The following is a 14,079-nucleotide window of genomic DNA, read 5'->3' as shown; positions in this document are numbered from 1 at the left end:
CCTATGACCATCGACATCAAAAACATCGCGGAAATGGATCGAAATGCGGTTCTGCATCCCTTCACGCAGCTGAAGGATTTCGCCAGCGGCAAACTCGGCGAACCGACCATCGTCGAAACCGGCAAGGGCATCCGTATTCAGGACGCGCACGGCAAGCAGCTGATCGATGGCTTCGCCGGTCTTTATTGCGTCAATGTCGGTTATGGCCGCACCGAGGTGGCGGAAGCCATCTCCCGTCAGGCCTATCGGCTTGCCTATTATCATTCTTACGCCGCCCACACGACGGACGAACTGGCGATCCTTTCCGACCGGCTGGTGAAGATGGCGCCCGGCAAGATGAGCAAGGTCTTTTACGGCATGTCGGGCTCGGACGCCAATGAGACACAGGCCAAGTTCGTCTGGTACTACAACAATCTGCGCGGCAAACCGCAGAAGAAAAAAATCATCTCCCGCGAAAGGGGATATCACGGCTGCAGCGTGGTTTCCGGCTCCATGACCGGCATGAGTTTTTATCACGACCACATGGATCTGCCGCGCGCCGGCGTGCTGCACACCGGCGCTCCGCACCATTACTGGGGCGCGGAGGCCGGTGAAACCGAACTGGAATTCTCAAAACGCCGCGCCGACGAACTGGAAGCGCTCATCCTGCGCGAAGGGCCCGACACGATAGGCGCCTTCATTGCCGAACCGGTGCTTGGCACGGGCGGCATCACACCGCCGCCGGAAGGCTACTGGCCGGCGATACAGGATGTTCTCAAAAAATACGATGTCCTGTTGATTGCCGATGAGGTGATTACCGGCTTCGGCCGCACAGGCTCCATGTTCGGATCGCAACATTACGGCATCGAGCCGGACCTGATCACCGTCGCCAAGGGCCTGACTTCGGCCTACTTCCCGCTCTCCGGCGCCATCGTGGGGGAGAAAGTCTACAGGGTGATGGAGGAAGGCGCCGATCGCGTCGGGGCTTTCTCCCACGGCTACACCTATTCCGGCCACCCCATCGGTGCGGCTGCGGCAAACGCCGTGCTCGACATTGTCGAAAAGGAAGACCTGCCCGGCAATGCGCGCGCCGTCGGCAGCTATTTTCAGGAGCAGCTGAAGGCGAGGTTCGCGCAGCTTCCAATCGTCGGAGAGGTGCGCGGTGTGGGCCTGATGGGCGCCATCGAATTCGTGGCGGATCGTGAAAAGAAGACACGTTTTGCCCCCAGCCTTACAGTCGGTGCGCGCGTTTCAAAGGCGGCGCGCAACGGCGGCCTTATTGCGCGCGCCATGCCGCATGGCGATATTCTCGGCTTTGCACCGCCGCTTGTCACAACGAAGGCTGAGGTGGATGAGATCATCGCCATCGCCGAAGCCGCCGTCCGCAGCGTCATGGATGATCTGGTACGGGCCGGCGAAAGAATCTGACGCCAGCCTTGGCGTTTAACGGTCACCACTGCTGCCCATTTCGACAGCAATGACATGACAACTGCGCCTATTTGCGGCGCAGTTGTCATCTGCGCTGCATAAGGCTTCATCTTTTCGCAGAAGCGTGCATAATGTCATGAAATTACCTTCGTCAAAAACGAGACAATTTCATGCGCCGTCAAGCCAATCCGCTCAGCTCCGATCCGGTTTCCGCAACCAAACCGGTGGCATGGCGGCCGTCGCTTGCCAAGCAGAAGGGCGAAACGAAACATTCCGCACTGACGGAACGCATCATTGCCGATATCGACGCCGGCGTCCTGAAGCCGATGGACCGCATGCCGACCCACCGCGATCTTGCCCGCGAACTTGGCCTTTCGGTCCAGACCGTAAGCCTCTCCTACAAGGAGGCCGAGAGGCTGGGTTATCTCAGCGGCGAAATCGGCCGCGGCACTTTCGTGAAGACACGGGTGACGGACCGGGCGGGACGCATGATGCTCGATCACAGCCCGACCGAGGTACTCGATCTCTCCATTATCCGTGGCGTCTATCTCGACGACCATGAAAACGCCTCGCGCGCCATCCTTCGCGAATTGGCCGATGGCGACAATTCGGGCTTCATGCGCCCCTGCCGGCCGGTCGCGGGCCTCGATAGCCATCGCGAAACCGCCCGGCTCTGGCTTGGCAGGATGGGCGTGACCGCCGGCGCGGAGCGTATTCTCGTCACCAACGGTGCTGCGCACGGCATTTTCCTTGCCTTGAGCTGCATTATCCGCTCGAACGACGTGGTTCTCTGCGAAAACCTCACCGACCACGGCATTATCGGCCTGTCGAACATTCTGGGCTTCAGCCTCAAGGGCCTGCCGACCGACGAAGAGGGCATTCTGCCGGACGCGCTGGAGGCCGCCTGTGCAGCCGGTGGCGTCAGGGCGCTGGTGCTCATTCCCACCCTCAACAATCCCACCGGGCATGTTTCGGGTGCTGCACGTAGACGGGCGATTGCCGCGATTGCCGAACGGTACGGCGTCTTTGTCATTGAGGACGAAGTTTATCGCCCGATCATCGAGGATGATCTGCCATCCATCACCGAAATGCTGCCTGATCTGGGCTTTTTCGTCACCAGCTTTACCAAGACGGTCCTGACCGGGCTGCGCGTCGGTTATCTCGTCGTGCCGCCCGCCTACTCCATCCGCGCCGCCTCTATCCTGCGTGTATCGAGCTGGAGCGGCACCTATCTCACGGCCGAAATCGCCACACGCTGGGTCGAAAACGGCACCGCACGGCGGCTGCTGGATGTCCAGCGCGCCGAAGTGCGTGCGCGGCAAAAGATTGCCACGGACATATTGGGCGACCATATCGCCTCGAGCCACCCCCTCTCCTTCTGCGCCTGGCTGAAGGTTCCACCGCGCTGGACGGAGGACGGCCTGGTGCGCGCGCTCACAAACCAGAACGTCGCGGTCACGCCGTCGGAACCATTCATTGCCGGCCCCGGCCATGGCGGCGGCATCCGCATATGTCTCGGCGGCCGCCTCAATCACCCAAGCCTCGTCAAAGCCTTGACCACCGTGCGGCAGACCTTCGAGCAACTGCCGCCGGTCTACGATATCGGTTCAATCGGCTGAGGCAGCCGCCCGAAAATCATTGAATCATTACAATATAATAATTGACATGATTTTACTTCGCTCTCAACATGACAATCATGAAGCGAGAAAACCTGTCCATATCCGCCGATAAAACCCCGCTTCCGGTCTCGCTGGCCGCGATTGAGCAGGCGGCTGTGCGGCTTGCCGGACAGGTGGAGCGAACACCGTTGTTTCGCTCGGACACTCTGTCCGAACGCTGTGGTCATCCCGTTCATCTGAAACTTGAAACCCTTCAGCCCATCGGCGCCTTCAAACTGCGCGGCGCGATGAACGCCATACTCTCGCTTGACGAGGAGGCACGCAGACGTGGCCTCGTCACCGCCTCGACCGGCAATCATGGCCGGGCCGTGGCCTATGCGGCCCGCAAGCTCGGAATTCCCGCCACGATCTGCATATCGGCGCTCGTGCCGGCGAACAAGGTTGAGGCGATCCGCGCGCTCGGTGCGGAGATCCGGATCGTCGGCAGGTCACAGGATGACGCGCAGGAGGAAGCGGAGCGCCTAACCAAGAGTCTCGGCCTGATCGCAATCCCGCCATTCGATGATGCTGACGTCGTGGCCGGACAGGGCACGATCGGTCTCGAGGTTGTCGAAGACATGCCTGAACTGGCGACAGTGCTCGTTCCTCTTTCCGGCGGTGGCCTTGCGGGCGGTATCGCCGTTGCGGTCAAGACGTTGAAGCCACGGGCACGGATCATCGGCATTTCCATGGAGCGGGGTGCGGCCATGCAGGCGTCGGTCGCAGCCGGCCGACCCGTCGCCGTCCGGGAGGAAGAAACGTTGGCGGATTCGCTGGGCGGCGGGATTGGACTGGAGAACCGCGTGACATTCGCGCTTTGCCAGCAACTCCTCGATGAGATCGTACTGGTTTCCGAAGACGAGATTGCAGCCGGCATCCGCCATGCGGCGCGCGAAGAAGGTTTGACAGTGGAGGGTGCGGGCGCCGTTGGTTTCGCTGCCATCCTGTCCGGCAAGATCGACATCAGCGGCCCGACCGCCATCATCGTGTCGGGCGGAAATATCGATCCGGCGGTGCATAAGACCATCATCGACGGGGGAGCCGCATGAGCCGCATCACCATCCTAACCGAAAAAGACCTTCGCGGTGTCATCAAGCTCGACCTCTCGGCGGTCGACTGCGTGGAGCGGGCCTTTGCGGCGCTCGCAACGCAAGCCGTCGCCATGCCGCCGATCCTGCGGCTCGATATCCCCGAGTTTCGCGGCGAAGTGGATGTGAAGACGGCCTATGTGCCGGGCTTTGAGGGTTTCGCCATCAAAGTCAGCCCCGGTTTCTTTGACAATCCGAAACTCGGTCTGCCCAGCCTCAATGGCCTGATGATCCTCTTCAGTGCAAAGACCGGACTGGTGGAGGCCCTTCTCCTCGATAACGGCTATCTTACCGATGTGAGGACCGCCGCGGCCGGTGCTGTCGCGGCGCGGCATCTGGCCCGCAAAGACGCCTCCGTCGCCGCGATCTTCGGGGCGGGCATGCAGGCGCGTTTGCAGCTTGAAGCCCTGATGCTGGTGCGCCCGATCAGATCGGCGCGGATATGGGCGCGGGACCATGACAAGGCCAAGAGATTTGCGAGCGATTTCGCCAGCGAACACGGCATCGAAGTCATCGCCATGGCCGATCCGCAGGCCACCGCGCGGGGTGCCGATATCATCGTGACAACGACACCAGCCGAAAAGCCGATCCTCTTTGCCGACTGGCTGGAAGAAGGCCAGCATCTGACAGCCATGGGATCGGATGCCGAACACAAGAACGAGATCGATCCGTCCGTATTCGCCAGAGCGCGCTATGTCGCTGATCGCATCTCGCAGACCCGCATTCTCGGTGAGTTGCATCATGCCATCGCCGCCGGCCACGCCGCGTCGGATCAGCACTTCGCCGAACTTGGGGACGTCATTGCCGGCAAGGTGCATGGCCGCATGTCGAGCAAGGACATCACCTTTGCCGATCTGACCGGCACCGGCGTGCAGGACACGGCTATCGCCAATCTCGCCTTTGCCCGCGCAAAGGAAGCCAAGAGCGGTCAAACAATCGAAAACAGCGTAAAAATGGGAGACGCAGCGTGAGCGTAACGCTGAACTTTACGCGCGAGGAATATGCCGCGCGCCTGTCCAAAACCCGTAAAGCCATGGAAAAGGCCGGGCTCGATCTTCTGGTCGTCACCGACCCGTCCAACATGCATTGGCTGACCGGCTATGACGGCTGGTCCTTCTATGTGCATCAATGCGTGCTGGTGCCGCCGGAGGGCGAGCCGATCTGGTACGGCCGCAAGCAGGATGCCAACGGCGCCAGGCGCACAGCCTATCTCGCACACGACAATATCATCGGCTATCCGGATCACTACGTTCAATCGACCGAACGGCACCCGATGGACCTGCTGTCTGAGATCATCGAGGAGCGCGGCTGGTCCGACCTGACGGTCGGTGTCGAGATGGATAATTATTATTTCTCGGCAGCCGCCTTCACGTCTCTGCAGAAACATCTGCCAAACGCCCGTGTCAAAGATGCCGCCGGTCTCGTGAACTGGCAGCGCGCGGTGAAGAGCCCGACCGAACTCGACTATATGCGCAAGGCCGGCAAGATCGTCGAGCTGATGCACAAGCGTATCGTCGATGTCGTTGAGCCGGGCATGCGCAAATGCGATCTCGTGGCTGAAATATACGATGCCGGCATTCGTGGCACCGCCGAATTCGGCGGCGACTATCCCGCCATCGTGCCGCTGCTTCCTTCGGGTGCCGACGCGTCCGCCCCGCATCTGACATGGGACGACAAGCCGATGCGCTCAGGCGAAGGGACTTTCTTCGAAATCGCCGGCGCTTACCGCCGTTATCATTGCCCGCTGTCGCGCACCGTCTTTCTCGGCAAGCCGACACAGGCGTTTCTCGATGCGGAAAAGGCAACGCTTGAAGGCATGGAAGCCGGTCTTTCCGCAGCGAAGCCGGGCAACAGCTGCGAGGACATCGCCAATGCCTTTTTCGCCGTCCTGAAAAAATACGGGATCATCAAGGACAACCGCACCGGCTATCCCATCGGCCTGTCCTATCCGCCGGATTGGGGCGAGCGCACCATGAGCCTGCGACCCGGCGACCGCACGGAGCTGAAGCCCGGCATGACGTTCCATTTCATGACCGGTCTCTGGCTGGAAGACATGGGCCTCGAAATCACCGAAAGCATCGCCATCACCGAAACCGGTGTCGAATGCCTGTCCAATGTGCCGCGGCAACTCTTCGTGAAAGGCTGAGACGATGTCGAAGACCGCGCTTCGCCCCTCGCCGATCACGCCCTCCGTCGATTTTGACGCGAAGGGTGTGCAGCACGGTCATCTGCGGCTGCCATACAGCCGCGATGACAGCGCCTGGGGTTCGGTAATGATCCCGATCTGCATCGTTGCCAATGGCGAAGGGCCGACAGCCCTTTTGACCGGCGCCAATCATGGCGACGAATATGAGGGACCGGCCGCGCTTTTCGAACTCGCCCACACGCTCGATCCGGCAGACGTGAACGGGCGCGTCATCATCGTGCCGGCGCTCAACTATCCGGCCTTTCGAGCGGGCACACGCACCTCGCCCATCGACCGGGGAAACCTGAACCGCAGTTTTCCCGGCCGCCCTGACGGCACGGTGACGGAGAAGATCGCCGACTACGTGACCCGCCATCTGATACCGCTTGCGGATATCGTTCTCGATTTTCATTCCGGCGGCAGGACGCTTGATTTCCTGCCCTATGCCGCAGCCCACGAATTGCCCGACAAGACGCAGGAAGCCCGGTGTTTTGAAGCGGTAGCGGCTTTTGCGGCTCCCTATTCGATGAAGATGCTGGAAATCGATGCCGTCGGCATGCTCGACACAACGGTCGAGGAGATGGGCAAGGTCTTTGTCACGACCGAACTCGGCGGAGCCGGCACGGCGAGCGCAAAATCGATCGACATCGCCCGGAAAGGCACCGTCAATCTGCTGCGCCATGCCGGCATCCTCACCGGCGCACCGGTGCCAGCGCCAAGCCGCTGGCTGGATATGCCATCCAGCGATTGCTTCACCTTTGCCGAAGACGACGGGCTCGTCGCTTTTGTCCGCGATCTGGGAGACGCGGTCACGGCGGGTGAAACAATCGCCCGGGTTTATCCCGTCGGCAAAACCGGCCTCGCGCCGGTCGATTACCGCGCCTCCATCAATGGCGTGCTTGCCGCACGCCATGTTCCCGGCCTCATCAAGGCCGGCGACTGCCTTTCCGTCATCGCCACGGTTACGGAGAACACTTAGCCAGAAGAAACATCGTGAGATCCGAAAACGGACCACGCAACCCAACCAGAGGAGTAAGAACATGCGTATGATCAGACTTACCGGGCTTTCCACCCTCGCCCTCACCATCGGCGTGACGTCCGCCAGCGCCCTGACAGTCGAGGAAGTCAAAAGCCAAGGCTATATCCGCGCCGCCACGGCCAATGAAGTGCCCTATTCCTACATGCAGCCAGACGGCACCTCCGCCGGCATCGGCCCCGATGTGGCCAATGCGGTTCTGAAATCGATGGGCATCGAAGAGGTCAACTGGACGGTAACGCCCTTCGGCACGCTGATCCCCGGCCTCAAAGCCCGTCGCTTCGATTTTGCGGCCGCCGAACAGAACATCTCGCCCGAGCGCTGCAAGCAGGTCGCCTTCACCGAACCGAACTCGTCCTATGGCGAAGGCCTGCTGGTGAAGAAGGGCAATCCGAAAAAACTCACCACCTATGCCGATATTGCCAAGGACCCCTCGCTGAAGGTGGCGGTCGTGTCGGGCGCCAACAATGTCGACTTCCTGCGGGCGGTCGGCGTCAAGGAAGAGCAGATCGTCTTCATCCCCGCCAATGCCGACGCCATCCCAACCGTCCAGAGCCGCGCCGACGCCTACGCCGCCACGGAGCTGACGGTTTCGGAGCTCGCCAAGGGTCAGGCCAATGTCGAGCAGGTCGAGCCTTTCACCGACCCCGTCGTGAAGGATGCGCCGGTGCGTAATTACGGCGGTTTCGCTTTCCGGCCGGAAGACAAGGAGCTGCGTGACGCCTTCAACGCCGCACTCGTCGAATTCCGCGAGACCGACGATTACAAGAAAATCCTCGCCAAATACGGCCTGTCCGAACAGAGTATCGCGGCGGCAGCCGAAAAGAAGGTCGCCGATCTCTGCGCCGGCAAGTAATGCCAGCCGGCGCCCGGCCATAACCGGGCGCCGTTCCTCGGGAACTCGGGAAAACGCCAGATGGACATGACCGCTTACCTGCCGATGTTATGGCAAGGCGCTGTCGTCACCATGACGATTACGCTCGCAGCCCTTGTCGTCGGCACGGTGCTCGCCTTTTTCTTCGGCATTCTGCGCGTCGAGGGTGGACCGATCCTGTCGACCATCGCGCTTTGTTACACGGAAGTGTTCCGCGGCACCTCGCTGCTGGTTCAGCTTTTCTGGTTTTATTACGCGCTGCCGCTGGTCGGGCTGAGCTTCGATCCGATTACCACCGGCGTGCTGGTGCTTGCCGCCCATGCCGGCGGTTATGGCGCCGAGATCGTGCGCGGCGCGCTGTCTTCCGTTTCGGTGCAGCAGCTGGAGGCCGCACGCGCGCTGAATTTCACGCGGATGCAGACGCTGTTTCGCATCTCGCTGCCGCAGGCCGTTGTCGAGATGATGCCGGCCTTCGGTAATCTCGCCATCGAAACGCTGAAGCTTTCCTCGCTCGTGTCGCTGATCTCGATTGCCGATCTCACCTTCGCGGCGCAGTCGATCCGCAACCTGACGCTGGATAGCGCCAGCATCTATTCGATCACGCTGCTTTGTTATTTCGCGATGTCGCTGATCCTGATGGTCGTCATCCGGGTGATCGAACGCTTCGTGCGGCGCGGCAACGTCTTCCCGCGCACCCGCCATTCGTAAGGATATCCTGTAATGATGTATGGTTACGAATGGGACACGACCACCTGGCTCACCTACACGACCTCCATTCTGCCGATCATCTTGATCGGCCTGACAGTGACGCTGAAGGCCGCCGCCGCCGGCTTTGCCATCGCGCTGGTTCTGGGGCTTGTCTTCGCGCTGCTGCGCCGCAGCCGCGTCAGGATGATCTCCTGGACAACCGCGCTGGTTGTCGAGTTCCTGCGTGATACGCCGCTTCTGGTACAGCTGTTCTTTCTCTACTACGTGCTTCCAGATTTCGGCATCGTCCTGCCGGCGTTTCTGACCGGCGCGCTGGCGCTCGGTCTGCAATATGCCGCCTATACCTCCGAGGTCTATCGCGGCGGCATCGAGGCGGTGCATCACGGGCAATGGGAAGCGGCGACGGCGCTTAATCTCACACGCATGCAGACCTACAGGGATATCATCATCCCGCAGGCCATTCCGCGCATCGTTCCGGCCATGGGCAACTACCTCGTCGCCATGATCAAGGAAACGCCGGTGCTTTCCGTCGTCACGGTTCTGGAGATGATGGGCCTTGCCAACATGATCGGCGAGCGCACCTTCGAATATCTGGTGCCGCTGACGCTTGTGGGCCTGATCTTCCTCCTTCTGACCATAATCTGCTCGGCAGGCCTCAGCCGCCTGCAAAGGGCGCTTCCAAAAGCAGGAATACCCTTGCGATGACCAACAACACCAACCAGCCACTGATCGAATTTTCCGATGTCACAAAGCGCTTCGGCATTCTGACGGTGCTCGACCAGTTCAATTTCAGCGTGGCGAAGGGCGAAAAAGTCACCCTCATCGGTCCATCCGGCTCCGGCAAATCAACGGTTCTGCGCATTCTCATGACGCTGGAACCGTTCCAGGAGGGAAAGCTGACCCTTGCGGACATGTCCTACCATGAGCCAGGCGGCAAAGGCCCTTTCAAGGCCTCGGAAAAACACCTTCGCCAGATCCGCAATCACGTCGGCATGGTCTTCCAGAGCTTCAATCTCTTTCCCCATATGACCGTCCTTCGCAATATCGTGGAAGCGCCGGTACGGGTTCTGGGCATCGGCCGCGCAGAGGCGGAATCGCGCGCAATCGAATTGCTGAAGATGGTCGGGCTGGCGGACAAGAAGGATCATTATCCGGTGCAGCTTTCCGGTGGGCAGCAGCAGCGTGTCGCCATTGCCCGCTCGCTTGCCATGCGTCCGCGCGTTCTGCTTTTCGATGAGCCGACCTCGGCGCTCGACCCGCAACTAGTCGGCGAAGTGCTGTCCGTCATCCGCGACCTGGCCCATGAGCATGACCTGACAATGCTTCTCGTCACCCATGAAATGCGTTTTGCCCGGGAAGTGTCGGACCGCGTCTGTTTCTTCGACAAGGGCCGCATCTGCGAACAGGGAAAACCGGACGAGATTTTCGGCCAGCCGAAAGAAGACCGCACACGCGAATTTCTGGCTTCCGTCTTACGGTGACTCTGGTGCAATCAGTCGGCAAGGCTGGAAAGAACCTTTCCGTCCCTGCCCTGCACGATATCGTGCGACGGGACCGGTAGAGCATCGGCAGCAGGCAGAGGCGGGATTATCAGCCACGCGTCGGGATAGTCGTTGCGAAGACGCCGGGGATTATAACGAATATTGGTTCCGGCGGCGTGGTGAAGCGTCCCGAGCGTTGCGTCTTTCGACAGGACACCTCTTTTGATCTCGTGGAGTTTTCGCTCGCCATCAAGGGCAAGCGTTGCCTCCGAAAGATCGAAACTGTCGATGTGAACGGTCTGGTCCTTAGCCGTATCGAGAACCCATCTATCGGAATCGACGAAGCCATCGGTATAGACATTGCCGGTGGAGGCGCGCAGGAACGTGCCTTTCGGCAGGCTGATGCCGTCAACAACATTGCCATCGGAAAGAGCGCAGTTGCTGAAAGCGAAGATGCCGCCATCGGGCGAAAGATCGAACTCCACCGGTTGCGTCGCGTCGCAGCGCCAGCCGCTCTGGGTGGTCACGCCGTTGCCGGTAATCCGCATGGTCTGCGGGGTAAAGCCCACCGTTTCGTAATTCTCGTTGGTTTTTATCGAGATATAGCGAGTGATTTCGACGGCATCGATATCCGCCACCCGCACGGGATGTGGAAACACGGCCCGGTCGAAGGCCTCCCTGTTATTGGCAATGGCCAGTTCGAGTTTCGTGCCCTTGGGCATATCGATCTGGCCAAGGCGCGCCGGCTCTAGCAGTTCCGGCCGATGGCTTGCCGCCCTCTCTTTGTCATAGGCGCGCATCTGGAGATAAAAATCACCGAACCGAAAGAGGGTGAAAAGCGCGACGGCGGTTACCAGCCCATAGGGCAGGATCATCGGGCGCTTCCAGCGGCCCGCCACATATCGAACGAGCAGCGAGAGCGTCCAGACGATCCATACAAGGGTCGTGATGAGCAAGAAAGCAAGGAGAAGCAGCGCTTCGACGGACGGTAGTGCGACAGGGATCATGCAAACCAATGGTCTTGGGCGGATCGTTTTGATCTCGAAGAGACATCAGTGCTTTAGCCCACAAGCGGTTGTCTTTTCAACTCGGCGATGGCGGGCAAACATAGCAATGGCTGCCCGGGCGACAGATGGCCGACGCCCGGTCAATGCACTTATGGGTCATCAGCCGCCAAGGACGAAACGGGAGAATGCCAGGGCATTGCGGGCATCCTCGTCCATTTTCGCAAGGTCGGCGCCGCCACTGAGATCGCGCCACACCTTGATGTCGGAGCCGATCATGCCGCCGGTCTTGACGAACGGCTCCATGACGACCGCGCCGGTGTAATTGATATCGCGAAGAGCGAGGCCGATTTCGTGCCAGGGCATCCTGCCCTTGCCCGGTACACGGCGATTGCTCTCGCCGGTATGGAAATGCCCCAGCAACGGGCCGGCCGTGCGGATGGCCTCGCCAAAACTGTCTTCCTCGATATTCATGTGGAAGGTATCGAGCATGACTTTCACGTTGTTCTTGCCGACATCCTTGACGAAGGCAACGCCTTCGGCCGCCGTGTTGAGCACGTGGTTTTCAAAACGGTTGAGGACTTCGATGCACAGGTTAATGCCGAGATCATTGGCGAAATCGGCAATGCCGTGAATGCCTTCGACGCCGCGCGCATAATCGCCCGCCTTATCGACCGGTTGCGAATAGTCGATCGGCCAATAGGAATGCAGCGCGCCGCCGATGGTGTGAATGTCGAGCTTGGCGACATTGGTGAGGGTACGCTCAAAAAACGCCTTGCCGGCTGCGCGAACCGCAGCATCCTCCGACGACAGGTTCTTGGTTTTCGAAGGACCTATACCAGCCGTGAGGATGATGCCGTTATCCTTCGCGCTCTGCCTGATGACGGCGAGTTCGACGTCGCTGTATTCATTGATGTGGTGGGCGGCGACTTCGATGATATCGAAACCGAGCCTGGCGACCTTCTCGATATAGGGGCCGAACTTGGCGCTCCACTCATGTTCCCAGTAGGAGTAATAGATGCCGTGTTTCATGGGGGTCTCTTTCGCTTTTCTGTTTCGCTTGACTTTGGATAGGGAGGCGCAGCCCTCAGGCAGGTTCAGGACGCGGGACTGCTTCCCGGATTTCCGATGCGAAGATCCGGCTCCGTGCTTGTGGATGTGATGAAGCGGCCGTTGGGGAGATCGTTTTCCTCCACCTTCCGGTTGATCTCACCCTCGCCGAGACCGAAGCTCCGCCAGCGGTCTCGCAGCCGCGCGCGCAGATCGTCCTCGTCGACATCAACGAAAATCGTGAGATCGAAGATCGGCTTGAGACGATCCCATGGCGACTGGCCAGCGAGGAGATAATTACCCTCGCAGACGATGATATCGACGGATTGCGGGATCAGACGGCCACCGGCGCGGGCGATCTCGATGGCGCGGTCAAAAACGGGGACGGCAACGACATCGTCCTCATTGGCCTTCAGTCGCTCAAGCATGTGGCGCAGGCCGTGAGCATCGAAGGTATCGATGGCGCCCTTGAAGGGACGGCGTTTCATCTCTTCCAGAGCGGCATCGTCATAATGAAAGCCATCCATCGGGAACAGTGCGGCCGATACGCCTTCGCCTGCATTCAACGCATCGACCACACATTCGGCGATGGTTGATTTTCCCGATCCGGGGGCGCCGGCAATCGCAATCATCACACGCCGGCCCTTTGACTCTTCCAGTCGCTGGAGGGCAAGGCCCGCAATCTCGCGGGCATTATCGTCAATAGTGTTCAAGGTGCTTGCCCCGATAATGAGTGCTTTTAGAAAATGCGATACTGGTTTGCCTTGTCGCGCAGGAATGACAGTCCCTTGTCGAGAACCTCATCGGCGCTGGGCGCAACCGGCCGCCAGGTCGAAATCGCGCCCGCCATCTCCCTGGGCATCGCGGCGAAGCTTTCGAGCGTCAGCACGCCCTTGAAGCCGATGGCTGCGAGCGCCGAAAACACCTCGTCCCAGGCAACATTGCCGCAACCCGGCGTGCCGCGGTCGCTTTCCGACATATGCATGTATTTCAGATGGTTGCGGGCGGCGATGATGCCATTGGCGATGCCCTTTTCCTCCATATTCATGTGGAAGGTATCGAGATGGATAAAGATGTTGTCGGCACCGATCCGCTCCACCAGCGCCACCGCCTGTTCGGCGGAATTGAGCAGATGGTTCTCGTAGCGATTGACGGTCTCGATGCCGAATTGCAGGCCGAGTGTTTTTGCGTGGCCGGCAGCCCTGGAGAGCGCCCTTGTCAGATTGTCGTATTCACCCTGTGTCGGCGGAAATCCGGTTCGCTCATTGGTGCCGCCATAGGTAACACCCGTCAGCGCTTCCGCGCCCATTTCTGCGGCCTTGTCGAGCGCAGCGTTCAGATGGTCGATTGCCGCATCGGGACGTACGGACGCCCAGGCGGGCTCCGGCAGCACCAGCGAGCAGACGGCGCGCAAGCCGTATTTTTCCAGCAGGGCGCGCGTGTGTTTTGCATCGACGGAGGGGATATCGATGAGCGGAATCTCGATGAAATCCTGACCGTAATCCGCGGCCGCGGCGATGGATCGTCTGGCGTTTTCGTGATCCCATTTGAGAGACCACACCATTGCGTGAACACCGAAGCCTTTCAC

General features: G+C 60.2%; 14 protein-coding genes. 10 read left to right on the top strand and 4 right to left on the bottom strand.

Annotated features, from left to right (window positions below; genetic code table 11):
* Positions 1–3: 3 nt before the first annotated feature.
* The 10 genes from CFBP4996_RS25110 (at position 4) to ehuA (ending at position 10,437) form a co-directional block, all read left to right on the top strand.
* Positions 4–1,407, top strand: a complete 1,404-nt coding sequence (locus CFBP4996_RS25110; protein WP_080853376.1) for an aspartate aminotransferase family protein — start codon at positions 4–6, stop codon at positions 1,405–1,407.
* 170 nt (positions 1,408–1,577) lie between these two features.
* Complete coding sequence (gene ehuR / locus CFBP4996_RS25105; protein WP_080853377.1) at positions 1,578–3,026, top strand: MocR-like ectoine utilization transcription factor EhuR; 1,449 nt, start codon at positions 1,578–1,580, stop codon at positions 3,024–3,026.
* A gap of 68 nt (positions 3,027–3,094) precedes the next feature.
* On the top strand, positions 3,095–4,114 hold the full coding sequence (gene eutB, locus CFBP4996_RS25100) for a hydroxyectoine utilization dehydratase EutB (RefSeq protein ID WP_162936014.1): 1,020 nt from the start codon (positions 3,095–3,097) through the stop codon (positions 4,112–4,114).
* Positions 4,111–5,124 (top strand): ectoine utilization protein EutC, encoded by a 1,014-nt coding sequence (gene eutC / locus CFBP4996_RS25095; RefSeq protein ID WP_080853378.1) that lies wholly within the window; start codon positions 4,111–4,113, stop codon positions 5,122–5,124. The genes eutB and eutC overlap by 4 nt, the downstream gene beginning before the upstream one ends.
* A complete protein-coding gene (gene doeA / locus CFBP4996_RS25090) occupies positions 5,121–6,299 on the top strand; it encodes an ectoine hydrolase DoeA (RefSeq protein WP_080853379.1) in 1,179 nt (392 codons plus the stop codon). The genes eutC and doeA overlap by 4 nt, the downstream gene beginning before the upstream one ends.
* Before the next feature lie 4 nt (positions 6,300–6,303).
* Positions 6,304–7,317, top strand: a complete 1,014-nt coding sequence (gene doeB, locus CFBP4996_RS25085) for a N(2)-acetyl-L-2,4-diaminobutanoate deacetylase DoeB (protein ID WP_080853380.1) — start codon at positions 6,304–6,306, stop codon at positions 7,315–7,317.
* Between the two features lie 61 nt (positions 7,318–7,378).
* Entirely contained in the window at positions 7,379–8,230 is an 852-nt protein-coding gene (gene ehuB, locus CFBP4996_RS25080; RefSeq protein WP_080853381.1) for an ectoine/hydroxyectoine ABC transporter substrate-binding protein EhuB, read from the top strand.
* A 60-nt stretch (positions 8,231–8,290) separates the two neighbouring features.
* The gene (gene ehuC / locus CFBP4996_RS25075; protein WP_003521633.1) at positions 8,291–8,956 is read left to right on the top strand and encodes an ectoine/hydroxyectoine ABC transporter permease subunit EhuC; all 666 of its coding nucleotides are present in this window, start codon (positions 8,291–8,293) and stop codon (positions 8,954–8,956) included.
* Between the two features lie 12 nt (positions 8,957–8,968).
* Positions 8,969–9,661 (top strand): ectoine/hydroxyectoine ABC transporter permease subunit EhuD, encoded by a 693-nt coding sequence (gene ehuD / locus CFBP4996_RS25070; protein WP_080853382.1) that lies wholly within the window; start codon positions 8,969–8,971, stop codon positions 9,659–9,661.
* The gene (gene ehuA, locus CFBP4996_RS25065; protein ID WP_080853383.1) at positions 9,658–10,437 is read left to right on the top strand and encodes an ectoine/hydroxyectoine ABC transporter ATP-binding protein EhuA; all 780 of its coding nucleotides are present in this window, start codon (positions 9,658–9,660) and stop codon (positions 10,435–10,437) included. Before ehuD ends, ehuA begins: the two co-directional genes overlap by 4 nt.
* Positions 10,438–10,448: 11 nt before the next feature.
* Here the strand turns inward: ehuA and CFBP4996_RS25060 are convergent, their stop codons facing one another.
* From CFBP4996_RS25060 to CFBP4996_RS25045, 4 genes are all read right to left on the bottom strand, one after another.
* Positions 10,449–11,444 (bottom strand): hypothetical protein, encoded by a 996-nt coding sequence (locus tag CFBP4996_RS25060; RefSeq protein WP_080853384.1) that lies wholly within the window; start codon positions 11,442–11,444, stop codon positions 10,449–10,451.
* Between the two features lie 159 nt (positions 11,445–11,603).
* Positions 11,604–12,473: a D-psicose 3-epimerase gene (locus CFBP4996_RS25055; RefSeq protein ID WP_080853385.1), complete on the bottom strand. Its 870-nt coding sequence runs from the start codon at positions 12,471–12,473 to the stop codon at positions 11,604–11,606.
* Between the two features lie 65 nt (positions 12,474–12,538).
* Positions 12,539–13,204 carry a nucleoside triphosphate hydrolase gene (locus tag CFBP4996_RS25050; RefSeq protein ID WP_080853386.1) on the bottom strand — a complete coding sequence of 222 codons (666 nt, stop codon included), beginning with the start codon at positions 13,202–13,204 and terminating at the stop codon, positions 12,539–12,541.
* A 26-nt stretch (positions 13,205–13,230) separates the two neighbouring features.
* Positions 13,231–14,079 (bottom strand): sugar phosphate isomerase/epimerase family protein, encoded by an 849-nt coding sequence (locus CFBP4996_RS25045; RefSeq protein WP_137396289.1) that lies wholly within the window; start codon positions 14,077–14,079, stop codon positions 13,231–13,233.

The sequence above is a fragment of the Agrobacterium leguminum genome (genome assembly GCF_005144435.2).
GTDB classification, from domain to species: domain Bacteria; phylum Pseudomonadota; class Alphaproteobacteria; order Rhizobiales; family Rhizobiaceae; genus Agrobacterium; species Agrobacterium leguminum.
This window is presented reverse-complemented; position numbering and strand designations above follow the sequence as displayed.